Origin of the sequence: Pseudomonas sp. Os17 (assembly GCF_001547895.1) — a bacterium.
Lineage (GTDB): Bacteria > Pseudomonadota > Gammaproteobacteria > Pseudomonadales > Pseudomonadaceae > Aquipseudomonas.
The window spans coordinates 1,273,307-1,298,230 of record NZ_AP014627.1 but is presented as its reverse complement, the minus strand read 5'-3'; the positions used below and the strand labels follow the sequence as shown (position 1 = coordinate 1,298,230).

Annotated in this window: 24 protein-coding genes; 4 read left to right on the top strand and 20 right to left on the bottom strand. The window is 63.8% G+C overall.

The features are described 5' to 3' along the window. Positions 1-10: 10 nt before the first annotated feature. From POS17_RS05765 to ppc, 6 genes are all read right to left on the bottom strand, one after another. Positions 11-841 (bottom strand): isocitrate lyase/PEP mutase family protein, encoded by an 831-nt coding sequence (locus POS17_RS05765; RefSeq protein WP_060837740.1) that lies wholly within the window; start codon positions 839-841, stop codon positions 11-13. A 33-nt stretch (positions 842-874) separates the two neighbouring features. Beyond that, on the bottom strand, positions 875-1,735 hold the full coding sequence (locus tag POS17_RS05760; protein ID WP_060841880.1) for a DUF72 domain-containing protein: 861 nt from the start codon (positions 1,733-1,735) through the stop codon (positions 875-877). Beyond that, positions 1,732-2,028, bottom strand: coding sequence for a hypothetical protein (locus POS17_RS05755; RefSeq protein ID WP_060837739.1), 297 nt, complete (start codon positions 2,026-2,028; stop codon positions 1,732-1,734). The genes POS17_RS05760 and POS17_RS05755 overlap by 4 nt, the downstream gene beginning before the upstream one ends. 186 nt (positions 2,029-2,214) lie before the next feature. Beyond that, positions 2,215-2,889 carry a tRNA (adenosine(37)-N6)-threonylcarbamoyltransferase complex dimerization subunit type 1 TsaB gene (gene tsaB / locus POS17_RS05750; RefSeq protein WP_060837738.1) on the bottom strand — a complete coding sequence of 225 codons (675 nt, stop codon included), beginning with the start codon at positions 2,887-2,889 and terminating at the stop codon, positions 2,215-2,217. Positions 2,890-2,979: 90 nt separating this feature from the next. Continuing rightward, positions 2,980-3,627 carry an adenylate kinase gene (adk, locus tag POS17_RS05745; protein ID WP_060837737.1) on the bottom strand — a complete coding sequence of 216 codons (648 nt, stop codon included), beginning with the start codon at positions 3,625-3,627 and terminating at the stop codon, positions 2,980-2,982. 289 nt (positions 3,628-3,916) lie between these two features. After that, a complete protein-coding gene (ppc, locus tag POS17_RS05740; protein WP_060837736.1) occupies positions 3,917-6,547 on the bottom strand; it encodes a phosphoenolpyruvate carboxylase in 2,631 nt (876 codons plus the stop codon). Between the two features lie 205 nt (positions 6,548-6,752). On the opposite strand from ppc, the gene POS17_RS05735 reads away from it, so the two are divergent. From POS17_RS05735 to POS17_RS05725, 3 genes are all read left to right on the top strand, one after another. Next, positions 6,753-7,097 (top strand): hypothetical protein, encoded by a 345-nt coding sequence (locus POS17_RS05735; protein ID WP_060837735.1) that lies wholly within the window; start codon positions 6,753-6,755, stop codon positions 7,095-7,097. A 284-nt stretch (positions 7,098-7,381) separates the two neighbouring features. Next, positions 7,382-7,795 (top strand): DUF4398 domain-containing protein, encoded by a 414-nt coding sequence (locus POS17_RS05730; protein ID WP_016967758.1) that lies wholly within the window; start codon positions 7,382-7,384, stop codon positions 7,793-7,795. 50 nt (positions 7,796-7,845) lie between these two features. Further along, positions 7,846-8,634 (top strand): OmpA family protein, encoded by a 789-nt coding sequence (locus POS17_RS05725; RefSeq protein WP_016967759.1) that lies wholly within the window; start codon positions 7,846-7,848, stop codon positions 8,632-8,634. A gap of 114 nt (positions 8,635-8,748) precedes the next feature. Here POS17_RS05725 and POS17_RS05720 read toward each other — a convergent pair whose 3' ends face one another. The 7 genes from POS17_RS05720 to prfB all read right to left on the bottom strand — a co-directional run bounded on the left by POS17_RS05720 (position 8,749) and on the right by prfB (position 15,504). Then, positions 8,749-9,075, bottom strand: a complete 327-nt coding sequence (locus POS17_RS05720) for a hypothetical protein (protein WP_016967760.1) — start codon at positions 9,073-9,075, stop codon at positions 8,749-8,751. After that, entirely contained in the window at positions 9,072-9,986 is a 915-nt protein-coding gene (locus POS17_RS05715; RefSeq protein WP_060841879.1) for an alpha/beta hydrolase, read from the bottom strand. The genes POS17_RS05720 and POS17_RS05715 overlap by 4 nt, the downstream gene beginning before the upstream one ends. 54 nt (positions 9,987-10,040) lie before the next feature. After that, positions 10,041-11,318 (bottom strand): flavohemoglobin expression-modulating QEGLA motif protein, encoded by a 1,278-nt coding sequence (locus tag POS17_RS05710; protein WP_060837734.1) that lies wholly within the window; start codon positions 11,316-11,318, stop codon positions 10,041-10,043. 35 nt (positions 11,319-11,353) lie between these two features. Then, entirely contained in the window at positions 11,354-11,899 is a 546-nt protein-coding gene (locus tag POS17_RS05705) for a hypothetical protein (protein WP_060837733.1), read from the bottom strand. A gap of 69 nt (positions 11,900-11,968) precedes the next feature. After that, positions 11,969-12,685: a TetR/AcrR family transcriptional regulator gene (locus POS17_RS05700; RefSeq protein WP_060837732.1), complete on the bottom strand. Its 717-nt coding sequence runs from the start codon at positions 12,683-12,685 to the stop codon at positions 11,969-11,971. A 105-nt stretch (positions 12,686-12,790) separates the two neighbouring features. Then, complete coding sequence (gene lysS, locus POS17_RS05695) at positions 12,791-14,293, bottom strand: lysine--tRNA ligase (protein ID WP_060837731.1); 1,503 nt, start codon at positions 14,291-14,293, stop codon at positions 12,791-12,793. A 115-nt stretch (positions 14,294-14,408) separates the two neighbouring features. Continuing rightward, positions 14,409-15,504, bottom strand: a protein-coding gene (gene prfB / locus POS17_RS05690; RefSeq protein ID WP_108544449.1) for a peptide chain release factor 2 whose coding sequence is annotated in 2 segments (ribosomal slippage) — positions 14,409-15,431 and positions 15,433-15,504 — 1,095 coding nt in all. Because the reading frame shifts where the segments join, the coding sequence is not laid out codon by codon here. 425 nt (positions 15,505-15,929) lie between these two features. Between prfB and POS17_RS05685 the strand changes: the two genes are divergently transcribed. Further along, positions 15,930-16,313, top strand: a complete 384-nt coding sequence (locus POS17_RS05685) for a hypothetical protein (RefSeq protein ID WP_231979007.1) — start codon at positions 15,930-15,932, stop codon at positions 16,311-16,313. Between the two features lie 18 nt (positions 16,314-16,331). Here POS17_RS05685 and POS17_RS05680 read toward each other — a convergent pair whose 3' ends face one another. The 7 genes from POS17_RS05680 to POS17_RS05650 are packed head-to-tail and all read right to left on the bottom strand — an operon-like array spanning position 16,332 to position 24,759. After that, complete coding sequence (locus POS17_RS05680) at positions 16,332-17,333, bottom strand: response regulator (RefSeq protein WP_016967768.1); 1,002 nt, start codon at positions 17,331-17,333, stop codon at positions 16,332-16,334. A 48-nt stretch (positions 17,334-17,381) separates the two neighbouring features. Further along, on the bottom strand, positions 17,382-18,392 hold the full coding sequence (locus tag POS17_RS05675; RefSeq protein ID WP_060837729.1) for a chemotaxis response regulator protein-glutamate methylesterase: 1,011 nt from the start codon (positions 18,390-18,392) through the stop codon (positions 17,382-17,384). Beyond that, on the bottom strand, positions 18,389-20,692 hold the full coding sequence (locus tag POS17_RS05670; RefSeq protein ID WP_060837728.1) for a hybrid sensor histidine kinase/response regulator: 2,304 nt from the start codon (positions 20,690-20,692) through the stop codon (positions 18,389-18,391). Before POS17_RS05670 ends, POS17_RS05675 begins: the two co-directional genes overlap by 4 nt. Beyond that, a complete protein-coding gene (locus tag POS17_RS05665; RefSeq protein ID WP_060837727.1) occupies positions 20,689-21,378 on the bottom strand; it encodes a chemotaxis protein CheW in 690 nt (229 codons plus the stop codon). Before POS17_RS05665 ends, POS17_RS05670 begins: the two co-directional genes overlap by 4 nt. Beyond that, the gene (locus tag POS17_RS05660) at positions 21,375-22,664 is read right to left on the bottom strand and encodes a CheR family methyltransferase (RefSeq protein ID WP_060837726.1); all 1,290 of its coding nucleotides are present in this window, start codon (positions 22,662-22,664) and stop codon (positions 21,375-21,377) included. Before POS17_RS05660 ends, POS17_RS05665 begins: the two co-directional genes overlap by 4 nt. Continuing rightward, positions 22,661-23,197, bottom strand: a complete 537-nt coding sequence (locus POS17_RS05655; RefSeq protein WP_060837725.1) for a chemotaxis protein CheW — start codon at positions 23,195-23,197, stop codon at positions 22,661-22,663. The genes POS17_RS05660 and POS17_RS05655 overlap by 4 nt, the downstream gene beginning before the upstream one ends. Continuing rightward, positions 23,197-24,759, bottom strand: a complete 1,563-nt coding sequence (locus POS17_RS05650; protein ID WP_414159990.1) for a methyl-accepting chemotaxis protein — start codon at positions 24,757-24,759, stop codon at positions 23,197-23,199. Before POS17_RS05650 ends, POS17_RS05655 begins: the two co-directional genes overlap by 1 nt. Positions 24,760-24,924 lie beyond the last annotated feature (165 nt).

Genomic DNA, 24,924 nt, shown 5'->3' with positions numbered 1-24,924 from the left:
CCCCCCCTGTTCATGGCTGCTTGAACAATTGATTGATCTGCCTAAACGGCATCGCCCGCTCGGCAAAATCGAAGCGGCCGTGATCGCGAATGTCCTCAGCCGCGCGGTAGAAGGCGCCATAGGCTGCCCGAGCCAGGGCGGAACCGACGCTGATGCGCTTGACCCCCAGCTCCGCCAGTTGCGCCACGCTCAGGTTGAGGCCGCCGGACATCAGCACGTTCACCGGCCTGGGGGCCACGGCCCGCACCACTTGCAGGATTTCCTCGGCACTGCGCAACCCCGGTGCATAGAGCACATCGGCCCCGGCTTCGGCAAAGGCCTGCAAACGGCGGATGGTGTCAGGCAGATCGTCACGACCGTGGAGCAGATTCTCCGCCCGAGCCGTCAGGGTGAAGGGAAATGGCAGGCTACGGGCTGCCACGACACAGGCCTCGATGCGCTCCACGGCCAGATTGAAGTCATAAATGGGTTCGTCGGCACGCCCGCTGGCATCCTCGATCGAACCGCCCACCACCCCACTGGCCGCGGCCAGCAACAGCGCCTGGGCGCAGCCTTCAGGGCTGTCGGAAAACCCGTTTTCCAGGTCCGCCGCCACCGGCAGGCTGCTGGCGTCGACGATCCCGCGGACGTTGTTCAAGGTGTCTTCCAGGCTGACCGCGCCCTCGGCATCCGGGCGCCCTAGAGAGAAGGCGTTGCCCGCGCTGGTGGTGGCCAGCGCTTCGAAACCGAGGCCGACCAGCATCCTCGCGGAACCGGCATCCCAGGGATTGGGAATGACAAAGGCTCCGGCACGCTCGTGCAGGGCCTTGAAAACGTTGGCTCGAAGGGATTGCGCGTCCATTTGCTCGCTCCTGAAAAAGGCGGTGAAACCGCCTCAGAGCAGGCCGAGCTGCTCCGCGGCGGGCTCTCTGTATAACTCAGGCAACGCGGGCAAGCCAGGCAAACGTTGCATCAGCCGAGCGTGAAAACGTCGGGCCAGTTCCGCTGCCAGGCGGTTGTCCGAGGTGTGCAGGAACACATAGGGCGTGCGCCCTTCCTCGATCCAGGTGGCGACCTTGTCGATCCAGGGCAGCAGGAACGGATCGTTGGCCTCCAACTCCGGATGGCCGATGAAACGCACCTGGGGAAACTGCGTGAAGGCCGCCGGCCGTGGCGGCACCCGGGGCTTTTTCGACTGTGCATGCAGCACTGCCGGAGCGCTGGACGTACAACTGAACAGGGCCCGCGGATCCAGGCAGATGCGCTCCACACCCCGCTCGCGCAGCAATCGGTTGAGCCTGCGCTCGGCATCGCCCTTGGCAAAGAATTCCGGGTGCCGGACCTCCACCGCCAGCGGCCGCTGCAGACCATCGATAAACCCCGCCAGCTCCGCCAGGCGCTGGGGCGCGAAGCTGGCCGGCAGTTGCAACCACAGGGGCGAGACCCGCTCACCCAACGGGCTGAGCAACTGAACAAAGGTCTCGGCTGCGCTCAACTGCTGGCGCAGGTCACCGCCGTGACTGATATCGCCGGGAAACTTGGCGGTGAAGCGAAAGTGCTCGGGCATGATCTCGGCCCAGCGCTGCACCGTGGTTGGCGCGGGACGGGCATAGAAGGTGGTGTTGCCTTCGACGGCGTTGAAGACCTGGGAATACAGGCCGAGGAAATCATTCGCTCGGGCATCTTGCGGATACAGGTACTCACGCCAGGCGTTTTCGCTCCAGGAAGGACAACCGAGGAAATAAGGCAGCATCAGATGTGCAGGTCGAGCCCCACCACTTCCAGGTCCCAATCGACAAAGCCGGCGGTGGTCAAGTAGCTGGCCAGAGCATTGGCCACGCTCTTTTTCATCGCGCGCTGGAAGATCATGTCCTGAGGACGGGCGGGGAGATTACCGGTGCGGGAGGCAGAAGCCTGGGAACGGCTTTGGGATTCGGGCTGGACTTCGACCGCATCGGCATCGTCCAGAGACTCGTCTACCAGCACCGGGCCTTTGCGAGGCTTGCGCTTGATGGGGTAGGACTGCGAGGAGATGCCGTCTATGCGCATACTGAAAAGCCCGGGATCAATGATGGCAATTTAGCGGCACTGCTGCGACTTAGCAAATGCCCGAGTGATAACTAGAACACAGAAAAGCCAAAAGGTTTAAAACCGGGCAGGAAGGATGCTGAAAAACAGACGATTGGCGGCTGTCGGCAGAAAAAATCTGAACAACCGCAAACACTTGGAGCACCCTCAACGGGCTTTGGGCGTGGCCACCTTATCCCGCAGATAGACCGGCTGAGCCTCGTCGGCGACAATCGCCTCGCCCCGCTCCCAGGCAAATTTCGCCAGGGTCAGCAGGTCTTCGGCATGGGGCAGCATGCCCGCGTCCCGAGCGCTGAGCGTGACGGCAATGCGCTCGCCATACCCCCAGCCCGTGCCCGCGCCAAACCAGTCACCACTGGCGCCTGCCGGCAAGCTCGCGACTTCCGGCGCCAGCACGGCTTCGGCCCCGACCAGGCGCATCTCGCCGGCCGTTTCCCGATAACAGCCCCAATAGACTTCATCCATGCGCGCATCGATGGCCGCGGCCACCTGAGTCGCACCGTGCTCACGCAGGGCGCGCTGGGCCAGCACCGCCAGGTTGGACACCGGCAGCACCGGACGCTCCAGGGCGAAGGCCAGCCCCTGCACCACGCCAATGGCGATGCGCACACCGGTAAAGGCGCCCGGCCCACGGCCGAAGGCAATCGCATCCACCGCCTGTAAGGTGGTACCGGCATTGGCCAGCAGTTCCTTGATCATCGGCAACAGCTTCTGCGCATGCAGGCGCGGGATCACCTCGTAATGGCTCGTGACCTTGCCGTCATGCAGCAAAGCAACGGAGCAAGCTTCAGTCGCGGTGTCCAGGGCCAGCAAGGTGCTCATTCGGGGTTCCATCGGCATTGAAAAAAGTGACGCATTATAAACAGCAACGGCCCGCAAGCGGGCCGTTGAACGATCAAACGATCAGGTAATTCAGCTCAGGGCTTCAAGTACCTTGGCAGTGATCACTTCCACCGAACCCACACCCGGGATGTGGCTGTACTTCGGCTTGCCCTGGGTCGAGGCCAGTTGCTGGTAGAACTCCACCAGCGGCTTGGTCTGGGAGTGATAGACCGACAGGCGATGACGCACGGTTTCTTCGGTGTCGTCCTTGCGCTGCACCAGGTCTTCACCGGTGATGTCGTCCTTGCCGGCAATCTTCGGCGGGTTGTAGACGGTGTGGTACACACGGCCCGACGCCTCGTGTACACGGCGACCGGCGATACGCTGGACGATCTCTTCGTCGTCGACAGCGATTTCCACCACGTTGTCCAGTTCCACACCGGCTTTGACCAGTGCTTCGGCCTGAGGAATGGTGCGCGGGAAACCGTCGAACAGGAAACCCTTGGCGCAGTCAGGCTGGCTGATGCGTTCCTTGACCAGGTTGATGATCAGGTCGTCGGACACCAGGCCACCGCTGTCCATCACGCTCTTGGCCTTCAGGCCCAGCTCGGTGCCGGCCTTGACCGCAGCACGCAGCATGTCGCCGGTGGAGATCTGTGGAATGCCGAACTTTTCGGTGATGAACTTTGCCTGAGTACCTTTACCGGCCCCGGGAGCTCCCAGCAGAATTACGCGCATCGATGTGCTCCTCAATTTTTTATTTAGAAACGCTCGGATTCGCCTCGTGGGGCCAATCTCAAAAATAGGGTGATGACCGCCCAAACGGCCAAAGGCTGATCAAGATACACAGCCGACACAGCCCGCACAAGCAGTCGAAAGTCGGAGGAACCCGGCCTTTTTATGCCACTTTGGCCGGGTAGAACAAGTCGCAACCCCATAACAAAGTGTCGCCAGATGAATCTGAGCGACACCTTGGGTTTGTCCTGATCAGGGCTGCGCCAGAGCAGGCAAACAGCCCTCTGCCGCCTCAGCCGGTGTTGCGCAAACCGGCGGCGATACCGGCCACGGAGACCAGCAACGCCTGTTCCACGGGACTTCCTTGCGGCGCCTCCTGCTGGCGCGAGCGCGCCAGCAGCTCCGCCTGCAGCAAGTGCAGCGGATCCAGGTAGGTATTGCGCAGGCGGATGAACTCCAGGGTATCGGGGCTGTGGGCCAGCAATTGCGACTGTCCGGTCAACCCCAGGACCACCGCGCAGGCCTGCGACAATAGGTCGCGTAAATGCGCACCCAATGGCAGCAGTTCCGCCTCCACCAGGCGCTCGTCATAAGAGCGGGCAATGTCCGCATCGGCCTTGGCCAGCACCATTTCCAGCATATCGATGCGGGTGCGGAAGAACGGCCACTGTTCACGCATCTGCCCCAGCAACTCACCCTCGCCCCGGGCCAGCGCCTTGCTCAAGGCCGCCTCCCAGCCGAGCCACGCCGGCAGCATCAGGCGGGTCTGGGTCCAGCCGAAGATCCACGGAATCGCCCGCAAGCTTTCAATCCCACCGGCCCGGCGCTTGGCCGGACGACTGCCCAGGGGCAGGCGGCCCAACTCCTGCTCCGGGGTGGACTGGCGGAAGTACTCGACAAACTGCGGATTGTCGCGCACCACCGCGCGATAGGCCTGGACCCCGTCGCTGGCCAGTTCGTCCATCAGGTGACGCCAAGCCGGTTCCGGTGGTGGCGGCGGCAGCAGGGTCGCCTCCAGCACGGCGGCCAGGTAGAGGTTGAGGTTCTGCTCGGCAATGTCCGGCAGGCCGAATTTGAAACGGATCATTTCCCCCTGTTCGGTGGTACGGAAACGCCCCGCCACCGAACCCGGCGGCTGCGACAGGATCGCCGCGTGGGCCGGACCACCGCCGCGTCCCACAGTACCGCCGCGGCCGTGGAACAGCAGCAACTCCACCTGTTGCTCACGGCAGATATCCACCAGCCGCTCCTGCGCCCGATACTGCGCCCAGGCGGCCGCGGTGGTCCCGGCGTCCTTGGCCGAATCCGAGTAGCCGATCATCACCTCCTGAGGCCCCTGCAGCCGCGAGCGGTAGCCCGGCAAGTGCAGCAGTTTCTCCATCACCGGGCCGGCGTTGTCCAGGTCCGCCAGGGTTTCGAACAGCGGCACCACGCGCATCGGCCGCAGGACCCCGGACTCCTTGAGCAACAACTGCACCGCCAGCACATCGGAGGCCGCCCCCGCCATGGAAATCACGTAGGAACCCAGGGACGCCGCCGGCGCCTGGGCGATCTCGCGGCAAGTGGCAAGCACTTCGGCAGTGTCCGCCGAAGGCTTGAAGTAGCCCGGCAGCAACGGCCGCCGGCTGGCCAGTTCGCGATTGAGGAAGGTGATGCGGTCCTCTTCGCTCCAGTCGGCATAGCGCCCCAGGCCCAGGTAATCGGTGATCTCGGTCATGGCCGAGGTATGCCGGCTGGAGTCCTGACGCACATCCAGACGCACCAGAAACAGGCCGAACGTCACCGCCCGGCGCAGGCAATCGAGCAGCGGGCCATCGGCAATCACGCCCATCCCGCATTCATGCAGCGACTGGTAGCACAGCTGCAAGGGCTCGAGCAGCTCGCGGTTGTTCTGCAACACCTCGGGCCCGGCCGGCACCGCCGCGCCAAGCGCCGCCTGGGCCCAGTTGCGGGTGGCCCGCAGGCGCTCGCGAAGTTGCTTGAGCAACGCACGGTAGGGTTCGGCACTGTCCCCGGCCTTGGCCAGCAGGGCCGGGCTGGCCTGCTGCATGGACAGCTCGGCGGCCAGGTGATCGACGTCACGCAAATACAGATCGGCGGCCATCCAGCGCGCCAGCAGCAGGACTTCGCGGGTCACGCTGGCAGTGACATTGGGGTTGCCGTCACGGTCGCCGCCCATCCACGAAGCGAAACGGATCGGCGCCGACTCCAGGGGCAAACGCAGGCCGGTGGCTTCGAACAGCGCCTTGTCGGCCTTGCGCAGGTAATTGGGGATCGCCTGCCACAGCGAGTGCTCGATCACCGCAAACCCCCACTTGGCCTCATCCACCGGGGTCGGCCGGGTGCGGCGGATTTCCTCGGTGTGCCAGGCCTCGGCGATCAGCCGTTGCAGGCGCTCCTGAATCTGCCCGCGCTCGGCACTGGTGAGATCGCGATGGTCCTGGGCCGCCAGCTGCGCGGCTATCGCATCGTACTTCTGGATCAGGGTGCGGCGCGCCACTTCGGTGGGGTGAGCGGTGAGCACCAGCTCGATCTCCAGACGCGCCAATTGCCGGGCCAGGGCATCGGCGGAGTGGCCCTCGGCCCGCAGGCGCGCCAGCAGCTCCGGCAGTACCCGGGCTTCGAAGGGCGCCGGTTGCGACTCGTCGCGACGGTGAATCAACTGATACTGCTCGGCGATGTTCGCCAGGTTGAGGAACTGGTTGAAGGCCCGGGCCACCGGCAGCAGTTCGTCTTCGCTCAGCGAATCGAGACTGGCGCTCAATTCGGCACCAGGCGAGCCCCGGCGATCGGCCTTGGCGCCCTTGCGGATCTGCTCGATCTTGTCGAGGAAAGCCTCCCCGTACTGATCTCGGATGGTATTGCCCAACAGTTCTCCCAAGAGGTGAACGTCTTCGCGCAAGCGCGCATCAATATCGGTCATCGAGGTGGTCTCCAGCAGACTCAAGGCGGCACGGAAGGCTCAAGAGTGCCGCTTGCACGCCTGCCTTAGCAAGCGTGCAACCTCACCCCGGGCCAACCCTGGCCGATGGGACTAGTCTCAAGGGTAGGCCGCACAAGGGCCACGCACCGGCCCCGGCCGGTTACTCAACCCAACCTGCCACAAGCAGGCGTTCATCGAGGTCAACATGAAAATCCGTGAACTGGCACAACATTGGGAAGAAAACGCCAAGGGGCGCCTGAGCAAAACCGCCTACCGGATTCACCTGGACGTGGAAGCCGCCGCCCGCCTGGCCGCCCTCTCCGAGATGTACCCCAAACGCCAGACCGAGGAACTGCTCGGCGAACTGATTGGCGCCGCCCTGGAAGAGCTGGAAGCCAGCTTCCCCTACATCCAGGGTCGGCAGGTGGTGGCCACCGACGAGGAAGGCGATCCGCTCTACGAGGATATCGGTCCGACCCCACGCTTCCTGGCCCTGTCACGCCAGCATCTGCAGCTCATGGCCAGCCAGTCCGACAAGCCGAAGCACTGAGTCGGCGCCCTCTCCAACTCCCGTTGAACTTCATCGTCCCCAGCCCTGAGCAGGGCCGGGGATACCCCGCTGCACGGCAAAAGTTCCCGATTTAGAGCCCTGTCCGAGTCGTCAGTTTTTTTCCGGCCAATCGCCATCTTTCTCTGAACTATTCAAAAAAGCCTCGGGTCACACCCAGTAGCCATCACTGGAACGGCCGTTTCAAATTTTGCCATCAGCGCTCGTCACTCAGCACCACGGCGCCAGGACCGGGATGGACATTGATGTTTTCCAGGAGTTACCCAATGGAGTTGAAGACCATGAAGATCAGCACTGCCAAATCCTCGTTCACCTCTCTGCGCGGGCTGAAGCTGGCCGCGCTGGCCCTCGGTAGCAGCATGGTACTGGCCGGTTGTGCCGGTAACCCGCCTTCCGAGCAGTACGCGGTCACGCAATCTGCGGTCAATAGCGCAGTGAGCGCAGGCGGTACCGAATTCGCCGCCGTGGAAATGAAGTCGGCCCAGGACAAGCTCAAGCAAGCCGAGATTGCCATGCACGACAAGAAGTACGACGAAGCCCGCCGCCTGGCCGAACAAGCCGAGTGGGACGCCCGTGTCGCCGAGCGCAAGGCCCAGGCCGCCAAGGCCGAGCAGGCGCTGAAGGACTCGCAGAAAGGCGTTCAGGAACTGCGTCAGGAAGGTATGCGCAGCGTGCAGTAAGCCGCCGCCGATTCCCACGTACTCGTATTTGATTGAAAGGACGAACCATTATGCGCAAACAACTGATGATCCCTGCCCTGTTGGCCATGAGCGTAGCCCTGGCGGCGTGCTCCACCCCACCCAACGCCAACCTGGAAAACGCCCGGACCAACTTCTCCGGCCTGCAAGCCAACCCGCAGGCGAGCAAGGTCGCGGCCCTGGAAACCAAGGACGCCGCCGACTGGATGGACAAGGCCGACAAGGCCTACCTGAACAAGGAAGACGAGAAGAAAGTCGACCAGCTGGCCTACCTGACCAACCAGCGGGTTGAAGTGGCCAAGGAAACCATTGCCCTGCGCACCGCCGAAGCCAAGCTCAAGGACGCCGGCGACCAGCGCGCCCGCGCGATCCTCGAGGCCCGTGACGCGCAGATCAAGCAGCTGCAGGACAGCCTCAACGCCAAGCAGACCGATCGCGGCACCCTGGTGACCTTCGGTGACGTGCTGTTCGCCACCAACAAGTCCGACCTGAAGTCCAGCGGCCTGGTGAACATCAACAAGCTGGCGCAATTCCTCCAGCAGAACCCGGACCGCAAGGTGATCGTCGAAGGCTACACCGACAGCACCGGCAGCGATTCCTACAACCAGTCCCTGTCCGAGCGCCGTGCCGGTTCGGTGCAGATGGCCCTGATCCGCATGGGTGTCGACCCGTCGCGCATCGTCAGCCAGGGTTATGGCAAGGAGTATCCGGTGGCCGATAACGGCAGCGTTTCCGGTCGCGCCATGAACCGTCGCGTGGAAGTGACCATTTCCAACGACAACCAGCCGGTGGCACCACGTTCGGCCATCAGCCGCAACTGATGAGCCTCTGCCTTATATAGGCAGGTGAAACACAACGCCGCCGACCTGTTCAGGTCGGCGGCGTTTTTGTGTGCGTCTTCGCCGGCACGCCGGCTCCTGCAAAAAAACTGCAGATCACTGCTGCAGCTGGGGCGTCTCCTGGCCCATGCAGCGCACGGCCTGCTTCTTCTTGTTCACCAGGACCCCAGTCAGGCCCTTCTGCTGGGTGTCGAACAGCACCAGCACGCCATCGATGCACTGGGCCACTTCATCGGCCGGTTGCAGGGAGATCTTGTAGTCCTCGCCCGGCACGGTCTTGAGCATGGTGAAGTCGCTGAGCAGCAGCGCGTCCTCCGGTTTGGCGAAGTGCAGATAGCCGTAGTACCACAGGCTGCCCACGGTAACGATGATGCTGCAGATACCGGTGATGATCATGGGAATGGCGTTGCGTTCTTCACTCATTGCGGACTCTCTGGAGGTTCAACGGCTGAATTCGGGGGCGTCGGATAATTGGGGATTTCCCCCAGCCGACGCAACCCGTCGAAATGCTGCGGATCATCGAGGTAGCGCAGCATCACGCTGCGCCAGGTCGGATCGGCAAAGGTTTGCACATGGCCGCCGCGAGTCAGTTGCAGGACCCTGGGCGGGGGCGCAGCTTGATACACGCGGATGCCGTTGGAAAGGGGCACGATCGGATCATCGATGCTGTGGTAGATGAGTTTCGGCACCCCAGTCAGGCGCGGCAGAAGGTAAACCGCGCTGTCGCTGTCCGGCACCAGCCAGGACAGCGGCGCCTGCAACGGCCAGGTCAGCCAGGAGGTACTCAGGGCATAACGCCCGACATCGCGATAACTGGCCGGCACGCCATCGAGGACGATGGCCTTGAGCCGGGCCTGACGCTCGGGGTGCTCCACCAGGTAGTGGATCGCCAGCGCGCCACCCAGGCTTTGCCCCAGCACGATCAGGGGTTTGCCTTGCACCTCAGGGGCCTGGTCCAGCCACTTGAACGCAGCGTCGACGTCCTGGTAGATCGCCGGCAGGCTCGGCGCGCCCTCGGACAGGCCATAGCCGCGATAGTCCAGCAGCAGCACCTGATAGCCCTGCTCCGGCAACCACCAACTGCCCCCCAGGTGCCAGGCCAGGTTGCCGCCGTTGCCGTGCAGGTGCAGCACCGTGCCCTTGACCGCCACCCCCGGCTTGGCCGGCAGCCACCAGCCGTGCAGCTTGAGGCCGTCGGCGCTGGTCAGGGTCACGTCACGGTATTCGAGCCCGGCCCGTTCGGGAGTGAATGGCAGCCCGGGTTCGGGATAGAACAGCAGCGAGCTGCAACCATTGAGGCACAGCAACAAGGTCAGCGCGGCCAGGATGCGCATCATCGGCCACTCCGTGCAGCTAGCAGTACGTCCATGTGTGCCCCCCGGAAAGATTCAAAGGATATTGGAGTAGTCCGCCTCGATCCGGTCCAGGCTCAGGTGGTTGAGGAAGTTGGAGAAACACATCCAGGCCGACAGGGCATTCAGGTCACGGAACTGGTCCGGCAGGTACTTGGGCGGCACCACCAGGCCTTCATCCACCAACTGGCGCAAGGTACGCATGTCTTCCAGGGTGGTCTTGCCGCAGAAGAGCAAGGGGATCTGCTCCAGCTTGCCCTTGCGCACGGCCAGCTGAATGTAGTTGTAAACCATGATGAAGCCCTTGAGATAGGACAAGTCTTTGGTAAACGGCAGCCCCGTGGGCACCGAACCGCGGAACACCCGGCTGGCGTTTCCGTAGCTCTCGGCCATCTCGAACCCCTGCTCGCGGAAAAACTCGAACACCTGCAGGAAGTCCGCCCCCTCCTCCACCATGTGGATGGCCCGGGTGCGGTTGGTCAGCTTGCGCAGGCGGCTCGGGTAGGAAGCGAAGGTGATGATCTCCATGAGGATCGCCAGGCCTTCCTGGGTCACCGTGGACGAGGGCGGCCCCTTGGCCAGGAAGGTACAGATCGGCTGGTTCAGGCCATTGAGGGTGGTGCCGACATGCACCAGTCCTTCATGGACTTCCAGGGCCCGCACATCGCGTTCGTTGAACATCGCGTCGCTGCGGATCTTGATGTAGTCGGCGCCCGCTGCGGCGTCGGCGACGATACCGTCGGACTCGAACACGCGGATGGTTTCCTCGGCCTCGCCGAACACCTTGTTCAGCCGGCCCTGCAACAGGCCGACCGCCTGCTTGGCGCTGAGGACCTTGGGTTCGTCCTTGAGGTCGCCGCGCCCGTCGATGTTGTTCAGGTAGTCGGACATCATCAGCCCGAGGTCCGCCAGGGTCGGATCGCCGGCGTGGAAGGCATCGGACGCGGCGCCGTAGAGCTCCTGGGAGATCAGCCCGAAGTCGCCGGTGCCCCGGGCTTCGAGCATGCGCACCACCATGCGGTATTCCTTGCACATGCGGCGCATGATCTGCCCCACCGGGCTGAACTGGCCCAGTTGCCGGGTGATGTCGCGCTCGATGTTCTGGAATTCGAGCTTTACCGCTCCGGAATCGAAGGACAGCGGCCGTCCTTCGTAATAGGCGCGATCCACGGCGGGCAATTCCTTGCCCTTGGCCTTGAGAAAGCCCTTGCGGATGTTCTCGTCCCACTTCACCGCATCCAGTACGCGGATCGGGGTCTGCGCCAGCACTATGCGATCGGACAAAGTGCGTATCGTCTGCTGGTAGTCGTCCACCGGAAGTTCCTATTGATTGGGTCTGTGGCGCAGGCTCAGCGGGCCACGCGCTTGAAACGTGCCGTCTCGACGAACAGGTCGGAGTTGGCGGGGTCGTCAAGGTAAGCGAAGACCTCGGGCAACGGACTGCTGATCAGCACCCCCTCGCCTTCGGCCGTGGGCATGGATTGCCCGCTCAGGGCCTTTTGACCCAGGGACTGGCGCATCTGTTCCAGGTCCAGGGTATAGAGCACCAGTTCGTGCCTGGCCGTCAGTTCGAACCCGGCAATGCTGTAGTGCCCGCCGAAGGCCTGGGGCACCGCGGCCGACAGATACCAGCGATTGCCATGTTGCGCCACCGTGAACTCGTAGGTATCGCGCGGGCGCGCCGTGCCACCGGGGAAACTCGCGGCCCGATAGCGGTTGGGGCCGATCTGGCGCAGTTCGATGTTCAGCGGCTCGCCCCAGGCGTTCTGGCTGGCCCACTTGCCCAGCAACGCGGCAGGCGCCGCCTGCTCGGCAGGCAGTGGCTCCTTGAAGACCACCAGGCAACCGCTGAGCAGAAGAAACGCCAGAGCCATCAGGACGCGCCAGGCTTGCATGCAACTCTCCCTTGAACACCAGAATCACTCTAGCCGCTGACGCCGGCTGCACAGCCCGGGACGGATAAATCAGACCGAAGCCAGCACCAGATGCATGTAGCGGGTGAGGATGCCAAGCATCTCCTCCTCCGCCTGCGGCTCGCTGTCGTTGAGCAGGCCCTGATATTCCATCCGGCCGATTATAGACGTCAACACCTTGGCATCCTGCTGCGGCTCCCGGGAGCCCAGGACCTGAAAGAACTGGCAGGTGCCCTGCAACAGGATCTGCTGGTGCGAGCGCACCAGTTGCGCCAGGCGCGGATTGAGCAGCGCCTCCTGGCGGAACGCCTGCTCGGCCATCAGGTGCTCGCGGCGGGTGTACAACTGGCGCTGTACGTAGTCGGCGGTCAGGCGGGCAATGTCATCGGCCAATTGCGCGCGCGACGCTGGGCTGCCATCACCGTAGGCGACCATCTCGCGCAGCAACCCTTCGTTGCTGGCCCACAGCTTGGCCATGTAGGCCGCGCTGCGCTCGACGTACTGGGCGAAGGTATCGGTGAGCAGGTCATCGATATCCTTGAAGTAATAGGTGGTGGCCGACAAGGGCACACCGGCTTCGGCGGCCACCGCGCGGTGACGCACGGCCCGCACACCGTCACGCACGACAATGCGCATGGCGGCGTCGAGAATCTCCTGTCTGCGCTGTTCGCTGCCCTGTCGGCTGGCCTTGCGCCCCTGGTACTGAACGCTTTCAGCCACCGCAGTGGCGATGCCAGCTGCACCTTCTTGAGCAATTGCGCGGTTCACGACAGGTATTCCCTCTGAAAAATCACACAGAATTAGAAGCGGTACGTCAGTTCCAACCAGACAATAAAAAGCCGCCTGTCAAAGGCGGCTTCATATTCACGACATTCAGGCTTGCGGCCGCATGTGTGGGAACAGGATCACGTCGCGGATCGACGGCGAGTTGGTCAGCAGCATCACCAGGCGGTCGATACCGATACCTTCACCGGCGGTGGGCGGCATGCCGTATTCCAGGGCACGAACGAAGTCGGCGTCGTAGTGCATGGCTTCGTCGTCGCCGGCGTCCTTGTCCGCCACCTGGGCCATGAAGCGCTCGGCCTGGTCTTCCGCGTCATTGAGCTCGGAGTAGGCGTTGGCGATTTCGCGGCCGCCGATGAACAGCTCGAAGCGGTCGGTGACGTTGGGGTTGTCGTCGTTGCGGCGAGCCAGCGGCGACACTTCGAACGGGTACTGGGTGATGAAGTGCGGCTGTTCCAGCTTGTGCTCCACCAGCTCTTCGAAAATCATCACCTGCAGCTTGCCCAGGCCTTCGAAGCCCAGCACCTTGGCCCCGGCCTTCTTGGCGATGGCACGCGCCTTGTCGATGTCGTTCAGGTCGTCGGCGGTCAGCTCGGGGTTGTACTTGAGGATCGAGTCGAATACCGACAGACGGGCGAACGGCTCGCCGAAGTGGAACACCTTGTCGCCATACGGCACGTCGGTGCTGCCCAGCACCAGCTGCGCCAGTTCACGGAACAACTCTTCGGTCAGGTCCATGTTGTCTTCGTAGTCGGCGTAGGCCTGGTAGAACTCCAACATGGTGAATTCAGGGTTGTGCCGGGTCGAAACGCCTTCGTTACGGAAGTTGCGGTTGATCTCGAACACCTTCTCGAAACCACCGACCACCAGGCGCTTGAGGTACAGCTCGGGGGCGATACGCAGGAACATTTCCATGTCCAGGGCGTTGTGGTGGGTTTCGAACGGCTTGGCCGCGGCGCCGCCAGGAATGGTCTGCAGCATCGGCGTTTCGACTTCGAGGAAGTCGCGCTTCATCAGGAAGCTGCGGATGTGCGCGATCACTTGCGAACGTACGCGGAAGGTCTGGCGCACGTCTTCGTTGACGATCAGGTCAACGTAGCGCTGGCGGTAGCGCTGCTCGGTGTCGGTCAGGCCGTGGTGCTTGTCCGGCAGCGGGCGCAGGGATTTGGTCAGCAGGCGCACCTGGGTCATTTCAACGTACAGGTCGCCCTTGCCGGAACGGGCCAGGGTGCCTTCGGCAGCAATGATGTCGCCCATGTCCCAGGTTTTCACCGCGGCCAGGGTCTCTTCGGACAGGGTCTTGCGGTTGACGTAGACCTGGATGCGCCCGGTCATGTCCTGGATCACCATGAACGAGCCACGGTTGAGCATGATGCGACCGGCAACCTTGACCGGGATTGCAGCCTCCGCCAGCTCTTCCTTGGTCTTGTCGGCGTACTGCTTCTGCAGGTCCTGGCAGTAGTTTTCGCGGCGGAAGTCGTTCGGGAAGGCATTGCCCTTGGCGCGCTCGGCAGCAAGCTTTTCCTTGCGCAGGGCGATCAGGGAGTTCTCTTCCTGTTGCAGGGCTTGCGGGTCGAGTTGTTGGTCGCTCATGTCTTTAGATATTCCATCAGGTTCGTTGCCCCCGGGCCTTGCGGCCCGGGGATCGCCAGCAGAGCTGGCTCCTACAGGGATCGCGTTGAATCAGCCGATCCTGTATCGCGTCTTTTTACAGGCCGGATTTCAGGCTGGCTTCCAGGTATTCGTCGATGTCGCCGTCGAGCACCTTGTCGCAGTCGCTGCGTTCGATGTTGGTGCGCAGGTCCTTGATCCGCGACGCGTCGAGCACGTACGAACGAATCTGATGACCCCAGCCGATGTCCGACTTGGTGTCTTCCAGGGCCTGGGAAGCCGCGTTGCGCTTCTGCATTTCCTGCTCGTACAACTTGGCCCGCAGCATTTTCATGGCGGTGTCCTTGTTGGCGTGCTGGGAACGTTCGTTCTGGCAGCTGACCACGGTGTTGGTCGGTACGTGGGTGATACGCACGGCCGAGTCGGTGGTGTTTACGTGCTGACCACCGGCACCGGAGGAACGATAGGTATCGATCCGCAGGTCGGCCGGGTTGATTTCGATTTCCACCTTGTCGTCGATCTCTGGCGAAACGAACACTGCCGAGAACGAAGTGTGGCGACGGTTGCCGGAGTCGAACGGGCTCTTGCGCACCAGGCGGTGTACACCGATCTCGGTACGCAGCCAGCCAAAGGCGTATTCGCCCTTGATGTGCACGGTCGCGCCCTTGATCCCGGCCACTTCACCGGCGGACAGCTCCATGATGGTGGCGTCGAAACCGCGCTTGTCGGCCCAGCGCAGGTACATGCGCAGCAGGATGTTGGCCCAGTCCTGGGCCTCGGTGCCGCCGGAGCCGGCCTGGATGTCCAGGTAGGCGTTGTTCGGGTCCATTTCGTGGCTGAACATGCGGCGGAATTCTAGCTTGGCGAGGTTTTCCTCGAGACGGGCCAGCTCGGCGACGACATCGCCCACCGCGCCTTCGTCGTTTTCTTCGACCGCCATGTCCAGCAGGTCGCGGCAATCGGCCAGGCCGCCATTCAGCTCGTCCAGGGTCTCGACGATCTGCGCCAGGGCAGCGCGCTCGCGCCCCAGTTCCTGGGCGTATTCGGGTTTGTTCCAGACACTCGGATCTTCAAGCTCGCGATTGACCTCGGTCAGACGCTCATGCTTTTGATCGTAGTCAAAGATACCCCCGAATAGTTTCGGAGCGCTCGGACAGGTCCTTGATGGTGTTCAGGATCGGGTTGATTTCCATGGGGGGCGGCACTCGTTGGCGAACTTTTGAAAGCCGGCGATTATAACGGAATCACCGAATCACGGCAGCCCGCTTAGCGGCTTTAGCGGCCAATCGGCCATCTAATTTCAGCGACAGCCCCACTGAAATCCAAGTGCACACTGAATTTCATTGCCCTCACTGACCTGCAAACCCTGTCCGGCAGTCACATCGCCTTCGATACTCACAGGCCGCGACGTAAAATCACGGCGCCCTTGAGACCGGCCGGCGCAATACAATGCCGCCTGAAATGACACGCAAGCAGTAGGCTCATGGGACGCACACTCAACAACGCCGAAATAGAAGAGATCCAGCGCAGGGAGCGGCGAAACGGGAGAGGCGTCCAGGCGTTTTTCGCCGCGCTCTTCAGCGCACTGGCCTTTATGCCATTGATGGGAATCTGGCTGATGGTCTCACCAGCGCTGGCCTGCGCCCTGGTCGTGCCCTGGCTGATCTTTTTGTGGTGGTGGATCTACTACCGCACAAGAATGCTGGTGGATGAGGTCGGTGAGCGAACCCAATGGCTGCAGGCCAGGTTCAGCTGTCGCTGGGTCCACGTCCATAGGGGCGGCTACATGGACTACCGCTTTGGCGACTACCCGATCGCCCCTGGCAACCTGCTGAACAACTGGTTCATCGACAAGACACTCAACACCTACACCACCTATCGCATCGAAGCGGTAAAGCTCACTTGTCGGCACACCGCGAGCCACAGCTACTACCTGTTCAGAGACACCCTGGTGGAGGTCGCACAGGATCAGGCGCCGGCCACGCCAATGGCTGACGCCTAGAGCGCACGCCCAACCCGCCTACTCGATCCCGACCTGATTGCGGCCATTGTTTTTCGCCAGGTACAACCCCTTGTCCGCCGCCGAAATCAACTGCCGGCAATGGCTGTTGGGCTGCGGGGTGATGGTGGAAAGTCCGATGCTGATGGTCAGGCTGGAGCCTTCCACGGGGGCGTTATGGGGAATCTTCAGGGCTTCGACGGTCTGGCGCAGCTTCTCGGCCACCAGCCGCGCCCCGCCCGGTGAAGTGTTGGGCAGCACCAGCACAAACTCCTCGCCGCCATAGCGCGCCGGAAGGTCCGAAGGCCGGCTGCTGGCCTCGCGAATCGCCGTGGCCACTTTACGCAGGGCTTCATCACCCTCCAGGTGGCCAAAGGTGTCGTTGTAGATCTTGAAGTAGTCGACGTCGATCATCAGCAATGACAACTGACTCTGCTCGCGCATCGCCCGGCGCCACTCCAGCTCCAGGTATTCGTCGAAGTGCCGGCGGTTGGACAGCCCGGTCAGGCCGTCGGAGTTCATCAGCCGCTGCAGCACCAGGTTGGTGTCCAGCAACTGCTGCTGACTGACCCGCAGCGCCCGGTAGGCGGCGTCACGTTGCAGCAGGGTCATGTAGGAGCGCGAGTGGTAGCGGATCCGCGCCACCAGCTCGATGTTGTCCGGCAGCTTGACCAGGTAGTCATTGGCTCCGGCGGCAAAGGCCGCGCTCTTGATCAGCGGGTCTTCCTTGGTCGAGAGCACGATGATCGGGATGTTCTGGGTCGCCGGGTGGTTGCGGTACTCGCGCACCAGGGTCAGGCCGTCCAGCCCCGGCATCACCAGGTCCTGGAGGATCACCGTGGGCTTGATGCGGATCGCCTGGGCAATGGCCTGGTGCGGATCGGCGCAGAAGTGGAAGTCGATGTTTTCTTCATTCGCCAACCCACGCCGAACCGCTTCGCCGATCATGGCCTGGTCGTCCACCAGCAACACCATGGCGGCATTTTCGTCGGTCTTGAATTCGTCGAGCTGTAAATCATTCATGGGTTGTCACCTGAGTTGCTACCTGGCCAGGACAGCTGCGTTTATCAGTCATTTGGCAAATATCTCCAGCAAACGTGGAGCGATCTTGTCCAGTGGGCGAATCTCTGTGGCGGCACCGATGGCAGCGGCCGCCTTGGGCATGCCATACACCGCGCTACTGTTCTGGTCCTGCGCGATGGTCAGGAATCCCTGGTCGCGCATCAGCTTCAAGCCCTGGGCTCCGTCACGGCCCATGCCGGTCAGCAGCACCCCCACCGCATCGCCATTCCAGTAGCTGGCGACGCTTTCGAAGAACACGTCGATGGAGGGCCGGTAGATCTCGTTCACCGGCTCGGCGGTGTAGGCCAGGGTGCCGTTCTTCAGCAAACGAATGTGGTGGTTGGTGCCCGCCAGCAATACCGTGCCACTTTGCGGCGGCTCGCCCTCCCGGGCCAGGCGCACCTGCAGGCCGGAGGCGCTGCTGAGCCACTCGGCCATGCCGGCGGCAAACACCTGATCGACATGCTGGACCAGCACGATGGCGGCGGGAAAGTCCTTTGGCAAGGCTTTGAGCAGCACCTCCAGAGCGGCCGGGCCTCCGGCGGAGGAGCCAATGGCCACCAGCCCCTGCCGGGGAGCGCCGCTGCGCAAGGGCACCGGCGCCGAACGGACCCGGCTGCCACGCTGGCCGATCAGCCAGCCGATATTGAGGATCTTGCGCAGCAGCGGCGCCGCCGCTTCCTGGGCATTGCCGGCCCCCAGGGCCGGGGTATCGACCACGTCCAGCGCGCCGTGGCCCATGGCCTCGAACACTCTGTGGACATTCTGCTGGCGGTCGACGGTGACGATCACGATGGCGCACGGCGACTCGGCCATGATCCGCCGCGTGGCCTCGACGCCGTCCATCACCGGCATGATCAGGTCCATGAGAATCAGGTCCGGGGTCAGCTCGGCGCAGTACTTCACCGCGTCGGCGCCATTGGTGGCGACCCACACCACTTCATGGCTGGGGTCGAAGGCCAGCGCCCGGCGCAGGGCCTCCACCGCCATGGGCATGTCGTTGACGATGGCGATCTTCATGCCCGCGCGCCTCCAATCAGTTCCACCACCGCGTCCAGCAGCGCGTCGTCATGGAAACTGGCCTTGGCAAGATAGTAGTCGGCGCCGGCATCCAGGCCACGGCGCCGGTCCTCCTCACGATCCTTGTAGGACACCACCATCACCGGCAGGGACTGCAGGCGATTATCGCGACGCAAGAGTGTGACCAATTCAATTCCGTCCATTCGCGGCATGTCGATATCGGTGATCAGCAAGTCGAAACTTTCCGAACGCAAGGCATTCCAGCCGTCCATGCCATCCACCGCCACGGCCACATCGTAGCCGCGGTTGATCAGCAGCTTGCGTTGCAACTCACGCACCGTCAGTGAGTCGTCGACCACCAGAATACGCTTGCGCGCAGCCTGTGCGTGCAACGAATGATTGCCCGCGATGCGCTCCAGGCGTCCGGTATTGAGCAGCTTGTCCACCGAACGCAGCATGTCCTCGACATCCACGATCAGCGCCACCCGGCCATCATCGAGCAGGGCTCCGGCGGAAATATCCTGAATCTTGCCCAGGCGGTCGTCCAGGGGCAGCACCACCAGAGTGCGCTCGCCGATAAAGCGCTCCACGGCGATCCCGTACACCGCGTCACGCTCACGGATCACCACCACCTTGAGGGTTGGCGCGCTGCTCGGGGTCGCCGGGCGCTGCAGCAGCTGGCTGGCCGCCACCAGGCCGACATGCCGCCCCTCGTGCCAGAAATGCTGACGCCCTTCGACCTGGACGATCTCCTCCGGCTGCAGATCGCACATGCGCTCGATGTGAGCCAGGGGAAAGGCATAGGCCTCGTCGCCGACTTCCACCACCAGACTGCGCACCACCGACAGGGTCAGCGGCACCTCCAGGTGGAAGCGACTGCCCTGGCCGCTGGTCTGCTCCAGCAACACCGCCCCGCGCAACTGCCGGACCATGTGTTGCACCGCATCCAGGCCGACGCCGCGCCCGGACACTTCGGTGACCTTGTCCCGCAGGCTGAAGCCGGGCAGGAACAGGAACGTCAGCAATTCTTCCTCGCTGAGCTGGGCGGCCGTCTGCGCCGGCGACAGCTGGCGCTCGACGATGCTCTGGCGCAGACGCTCCAGGTCCACGCCGTTGCCGTCGTCGCCCAACTCCAGCACCAGCAGGCCGGCCTGGTGCGAGGCCCGCAGGCGGATCACCCCTTCTGCCGGCTTGCCCGCCAGCAAGCGCTGCTCGGGCAATTCGATGCCATGGTCGACGGCGTTGCGCAGCAGGTGGGTCAGCGGCGCTTCGAGTTTCTCCAGCACGTCGCGATCGACCTGGGTCTTCTCACCCTCGATCTCCAGGCGCACCTGCTTGCCCAGGCTGCGCCCCAGATCACGGACCATGCGCGCCTGGCCGCTGAGCACATCGGCAAAGGGCCGCATGCGACAGGCCAGGGCCGTGTCATACAGCACCTGGGCCCGCTGGCTGGCCTGCCAGCCGAACTCATCGAGTTCGGCGGTCTTCTGCGCCAGCAGTTGCTGGGATTCGGCCAGCAGCCGCCGCGCATCCTCCAGGGCTTCCTGGGCCTCCAGGCTGAGGCTGTGTTCCTTGAGGTGCAGGTTGAGGTTTTCCAGGGCCGCCAGGCTGTTGCTCTGGATCCGCTTGAGACGCTGCATAGTGGCCAGGTAGGGCTTGAGCCGCTGGGTTTCCACCAGGGACTTGCTCGACAGGTCCAACAGGCTGTTGAGGCGTTCGGCGGTGACCCGCAGCACCCGCTCGCCGCCTTCGGTCACGCGCCGGCCCGGACGCGCCGCACTCACGCTCGATTCCACCGCTGGCTCATTCGGCAACGCCAGGGATTCGGGCTCGCTCAACGCCTCCGGCATGGCGTCGACCGGCTCCGCCACGGCGGGCATGGGCAAGCGCGCATCCGGCGTCGCCGGCCCATGGCTCAGCAGGTGCTCCATCAGCGCCACGTAGGCAAGCACGTCCGGGGCGGCCAGTTCGGCGCCTCCGGGCGTGGCGATGCGCATCAACAGGTCGGTGCCCTGCAACAGCGCATCGATGTGTTCGGGCTGCAGGTAGAGTCGCCCTTCCTGGGCACTGACCAGGCAATCCTCCATCACGTGGGCGACGCTGACCCCGGCATCCACCCCGACAATCCGTGCCGCGCCCTTGAGGGAATGGGCCGCGCGCATGCAGGCTTCCAACTGGTCGGCCTGGGTCGGATTGCGTTCCAGCGCCAGCAGTCCGGCACTGAGCACCTGGGTCTGGGCCTCGGCTTCCAGGCTGAACAGCTCCAGCAGCGAGGCATCGCGCATTTGATCGGGGGTCATGTCAGGCTCCGGGTCACGGCCAAGAGCAACTGCTCTTCATCCAGCAAGCGCAGGCTGCGGCCCTGCCATTGCAACACGCCACGGGTGTACTTGGCATTGGCCTGCTCGCCGGACAGCGACGCGCCATCGAGAATGCGCTCGTCAATGGCATGGATACCGTCCACCTCATCCACCGGCACCACCACCGGGCCACCCTCGGCACCGATGATCAGCATCCGCGGCATGATCCGCGCCGAAGGGGCAGCGCCGGCTGGCGCGCCATCGAGCCCCAGCAGTTCGCTCAACGACAGGCAGGCCACCAGCGCCCCGCGCACATTGGCCACCCCCAGCAGCGCCCGCGAACGCTGGTGGGGCAAGGAGTGGATCGCCTGCAGCGGCGCCACTTCCAGCAGGCAGCGGGTGGCCAGCCCCAGCCACTCCTCGCCCAGACGCAAGATCAGCAGCGAGCGGGTGACCACATCGCTGTCGGGCGAAAGGGCCACCGATTGCTCGCGGTCCTCCTGGCGCAGCGAATAGCGATCCAGCAGGCGCGTGGCCGCGGCGGAGTACACCGAACAGTTGCGGCAATGAATGTGCTCGGCCAGCAACGGGCAGGACTTGTCGCCGTGGATACCGATGCGGTTCCAGCAATCGTCGATGGCCTGGGCATCGTCACGGGTCAGGTCCAATGAGAGGGAATGGCTCATCGTTTCAACTCACTGTCGGCAGCGCGGGTGCTGCGCACAGCCCGCGCCTGCAATCGTTGGGCACCGGCGACATCGCCCTGGGACGCCAGCAGCGCCGCCAGGTGCGCCAGGGCCTCGGGGTGCTGGGGCGCCAGGTACAGGGCCTTGCGGTAAAAGCCCTGGGCCTCCATGGCGTTGCCGGCCACGTCACTGAGCAGCCCCAGCCAGTAGAACACCTGGGCCACCGGCTCATGCTGCTGCAGGTAGCGCTCACAGGCGGCACGGGCCTCGGCACTCTTGCCCTCGTTGGCCAGGGCGGCAATGGTGGCCAACAGGCTCGCCGCATCGCTGGGCGGCGCGCTGTCCAGCGCTGGAGCCGGCACCGGAACCGCCCGGGTGGCGAAGGGCCGCGGCCGCGGCGCCGGGGCTGCCGGGGTCAGCGGATGACGCGGCCGCAACGGCAGGGACAGCGGCTGCGGCAAGGTCACCGGCAGCGGCGCCGGTTCCGGCTCCTGGTGCCGGCTGAAGGCAAAGGACTGGGGAATGCCGATCGAACGCATGCCCAGGCGCCCCAGCAGACTGCCCTCGGCGGGGCCGATAAACAGCACGCCCTCTTCATGGGTCAGGCGCTTGAGCACCTCGAACACCTGACGCTGGGTTGGCTGGTCGAAATAGATCAGCAGGTTGCGACAGAAGACAAAGTCGAAAGGTGGCTCTGCGGCCAGCAATCCGGGGTCCAGGACATTGCCCACCTGCAGCCGCACCTGCTCGCGCACCCGCTCGCTGAGGCAATAACGATCGCCCTCGACATGAAAGTGCCGCTCACGAAACTCGGTGTGCTGGCCGCGAAAGGAGTTCTTGCCATAGCTGGCGCCCCGGGCCCGCTCCACCGACAGCGGGCTGACATCCAGGCCGTCGACCTTGAATTGATGAGGCGCCAGGCCACCGTCGAGCAGGGCCATGGCGATCGAATAGGGCTCTTCACCGGTGGAGCACGGCAGGCTCAGCAGGCGCAGGGCGCGCATGCCCTTGATCTGCCCCAGGCGGGCCTTGGCCAGCTTGACCAGGGTGGCGAAGGATTCCGGGTAGCGGAAAAACCAGGTTTCCGGAACGATCACCGCCTCGATCAGGGCCTGCTGCTCCTCCCGGGAGCCCTGCAGCTTCTGCCAGTATTCGTCGCTGCTGTGGACGTACAGGGCATTGCAGCGCTGGCGCACCGCGCGCTCGATGATCGCCGGGCCGACCGACGCTACGTCCAGGCCGATGCGCTCCTTGAGAAAATCGAAAAACCGTTGCTCGTCACTCATCGAGGCTCCTCAAGCGACGCCGGGTCCAGGGGCTCCTCGGGAAACAGCAGCTCACGCACCTCGGCCGTCAGCAAGTCGTCGACCCGCACCCATTGCAGCAGCCCCAGGTCATCCTCGCGCACCGGCCCCAGGTAAGGGGCCTGGCGGTTGTCCAGGCCATAGGGCTGGAATTCCCGGGGATCGCAGCGCAGGGTGTCATTGGCCTGCTCCAGCAGCAGCCCCAGCACCCGCGGCGGCCGCTCGGCATCGCTGCGGTAGTGCACCAGCACCAGCCGGGTACTGGTGCGCAATTGTGCGGGACGGCCGAAGGTCAGCTCGCACAGGTCGATGACCGGCACCACCACCCCGCGGTAGGCAAACACCCCGGCGACCCAGGACGGCGCCCGGGCAATGGGCTTGAGCTGCAGGCGCGGCAGCACCTCCACCACATCCACGGCCCGCAGGGCGTAGCGCTCCTGACCGATGCGAAACATCAGGAACAGAGCGTTTTTCGCCCCCGCAGCGCCACTGCGCTTGTGCGCCAGTTCGTCCATCAGACTTTGAAACGCGAGACGCCGCTGCGCAGGCCCACCGCGACCTGGCTCAGCTCATCGATGGCGAAGCTGGCCTGACGCAGGGACTCGACGGTCTGGCTGCTGGCATCGCCCAATTGCACCAGGGCGTGATTGATCTGCTCGGCGCCGGTGGCCTGGGCCTGCATGCCTTCGTTGACCATCAGCACCCGCGGCGCCAGGGCCTGGACCTGATGGATGATCTGCGACAGCTGCTCGCCCACCTGCTGCACTTCGGCCATGCCGCGACGCACTTCCTCGGAAAACTTGTCCATGCCCATGACCCCCGCCGACACTGCCGACTGGATCTCGCGGACCATCTGCTCGATGTCGTAGGTGGCGACGGCGGTCTGGTCCGCCAGGCGGCGCACCTCGGTGGCCACCACGGCAAAGCCGCGGCCGTATTCGCCGGCTTTTTCCGCCTCGATGGCGGCGTTGAGCGACAACAGGTTGGTCTGGTCGGCCACCTTGACGATGGTCACCACTACCTGGTTGATGTTGCCGGCCTTCTCGTTGAGGATCGCCAGCTTGGCGTTCACCAGGTCCGCGGCGCCCATCACCGAGTGCATGGTGTCTTCCATCCGCGCCAGGCCCTGCTGGCCCGAGCCGGCGAGCACCGAGGCCTGGTCGGCGGCGCTGGAGACCTCCGTCATGGTGCGCACCAGATCCCGGGAGGTCGCGGCGATCTCCCGCGAAGTGGCGCCGATTTCCGTGGTAGTGGCCGCGGTTTCGGTGGCGGTGGCCTGTTGCTGCTTGGACGTGGCGGCAATTTCGGTCACCGAGGTGGTCACCTGCACCGACGAGCGCTGGGCCTGGGACACCAGGGCGGTGAGCTCGGTCATCATGTCGTTGAAGCCGGTTTCCACGGCGCCGAACTCGTCCTTGCGGTCCAGGTTCAGGCGGCCGCTCAGATCGCCGGTGCGCATGACATCAAGAATGCTCACGATGCGGTTCATCGGCGCCATGATCGCCCGCATCAGCAGCAGGCCACACAGACCGGCGGCAAGAATGGCCACCAGCAAGGACACGCCCATGCTGACCTTGGCCGTCGCCACGGCCTCGTCGATGGCGTCGCTGGCGGCGTCGGCCACGGCCTTGTTCTCGCTGATGATGTCATTGAGCTTCATCCGTCCGGCAATCCAGGCCGGGGTCAGTTGCTCATTGAACAGGCGAATCGCCTCGGCTTCCTGGCGCTTCTGATGCAGGTCGAGCACCGCGGCCTGGATGCGGTTGAACTCCTGGTGGTCTTTCTCGAAGGCATCGAACTCGGTCTGATCCTGGCGACTGTTGAGGGTCTGCTTGTAGTTGCCCATCTGGGTCTGCAGGCGCTCTTCGAATACCTTGAAGTCGGCCTTGTCTTCGGAACTGATGTCCTGATTCTGCTTGAGGCCAATGATCTCCTGGGTCTGCAGGTAGGTATCGACCCAGGCGCTGCGGATCATCGAACTGTAATAGACCCCGGGGATCGCATCGTCACGCATGCTGTTTTCACCGGCTTCGATCTTCAACAGGCGCGAGTACGAGACGACGACCATCAGCAGCATGATGGCGATAATCACCGCAAAGCTCGCCAAAATGCGTTGGCGCAACGTCCAGTTCTTCACAGTCAGTCCTCGGGGCCATTCAAAAATGGAGGGAGTATAGCCGAGGACGATCGCGGTTTTACGGGTGGTTTAACGACACAGGCAGCACTTTGGGCAAATTTGCGC

What these genes read in the sequence shown, in the direction of transcription:
- POS17_RS05755 (WP_060837739.1), bottom strand. Translation starts at nt 2,028, where the DNA reads ATGCGCATAGACGGCATCTCCTCGCAGTCCTACCCCATCAAGCGCAAG.
- POS17_RS05730 (WP_016967758.1), top strand. Translation starts at nt 7,382, where the DNA reads ATGGAGTTGAAGACCATGAAGATCAGCACTGCCAAATCCTCGTTCACC.
- tsaB (WP_060837738.1), bottom strand. Translation starts at nt 2,889, where the DNA reads ATGAGCACCTTGCTGGCCCTGGACACCGCGACTGAAGCTTGCTCCGTT.
- POS17_RS05705 (WP_060837733.1), bottom strand. Translation starts at nt 11,899, where the DNA reads ATGCAAGCCTGGCGCGTCCTGATGGCTCTGGCGTTTCTTCTGCTCAGC.
- POS17_RS05670 (WP_060837728.1), bottom strand. Translation starts at nt 20,692, where the DNA reads ATGACCCCCGATCAAATGCGCGATGCCTCGCTGCTGGAGCTGTTCAGC.
- POS17_RS05665 (WP_060837727.1), bottom strand. Translation starts at nt 21,378, where the DNA reads ATGAGCCATTCCCTCTCATTGGACCTGACCCGTGACGATGCCCAGGCC.
- POS17_RS05660 (WP_060837726.1), bottom strand. Translation starts at nt 22,664, where the DNA reads ATGAGTGACGAGCAACGGTTTTTCGATTTTCTCAAGGAGCGCATCGGC.
- POS17_RS05655 (WP_060837725.1), bottom strand. Translation starts at nt 23,197, where the DNA reads ATGGACGAACTGGCGCACAAGCGCAGTGGCGCTGCGGGGGCGAAAAAC.
- adk (WP_060837737.1), bottom strand. Translation starts at nt 3,627, where the DNA reads ATGCGCGTAATTCTGCTGGGAGCTCCCGGGGCCGGTAAAGGTACTCAG.
- ppc (WP_060837736.1), bottom strand. Translation starts at nt 6,547, where the DNA reads ATGACCGATATTGATGCGCGCTTGCGCGAAGACGTTCACCTCTTGGGA.
- lysS (WP_060837731.1), bottom strand. Translation starts at nt 14,293, where the DNA reads ATGAGCGACCAACAACTCGACCCGCAAGCCCTGCAACAGGAAGAGAAC.
- POS17_RS05685 (WP_231979007.1), top strand. Translation starts at nt 15,930, where the DNA reads ATGGTCTCACCAGCGCTGGCCTGCGCCCTGGTCGTGCCCTGGCTGATC.
- POS17_RS05725 (WP_016967759.1), top strand. Translation starts at nt 7,846, where the DNA reads ATGCGCAAACAACTGATGATCCCTGCCCTGTTGGCCATGAGCGTAGCC.
- POS17_RS05720 (WP_016967760.1), bottom strand. Translation starts at nt 9,075, where the DNA reads ATGAGTGAAGAACGCAACGCCATTCCCATGATCATCACCGGTATCTGC.
- POS17_RS05680 (WP_016967768.1), bottom strand. Translation starts at nt 17,333, where the DNA reads ATGAATGATTTACAGCTCGACGAATTCAAGACCGACGAAAATGCCGCC.
- POS17_RS05765 (WP_060837740.1), bottom strand. Translation starts at nt 841, where the DNA reads ATGGACGCGCAATCCCTTCGAGCCAACGTTTTCAAGGCCCTGCACGAG.
- POS17_RS05650 (WP_414159990.1), bottom strand. Translation starts at nt 24,759, where the DNA reads ATGCTGCTGATGGTCGTCGTCTCGTACTCGCGCCTGTTGAAGATCGAA.
- POS17_RS05675 (WP_060837729.1), bottom strand. Translation starts at nt 18,392, where the DNA reads ATGAAGATCGCCATCGTCAACGACATGCCCATGGCGGTGGAGGCCCTG.
- POS17_RS05715 (WP_060841879.1), bottom strand. Translation starts at nt 9,986, where the DNA reads ATGCGCATCCTGGCCGCGCTGACCTTGTTGCTGTGCCTCAATGGTTGC.
- POS17_RS05735 (WP_060837735.1), top strand. Translation starts at nt 6,753, where the DNA reads ATGAAAATCCGTGAACTGGCACAACATTGGGAAGAAAACGCCAAGGGG.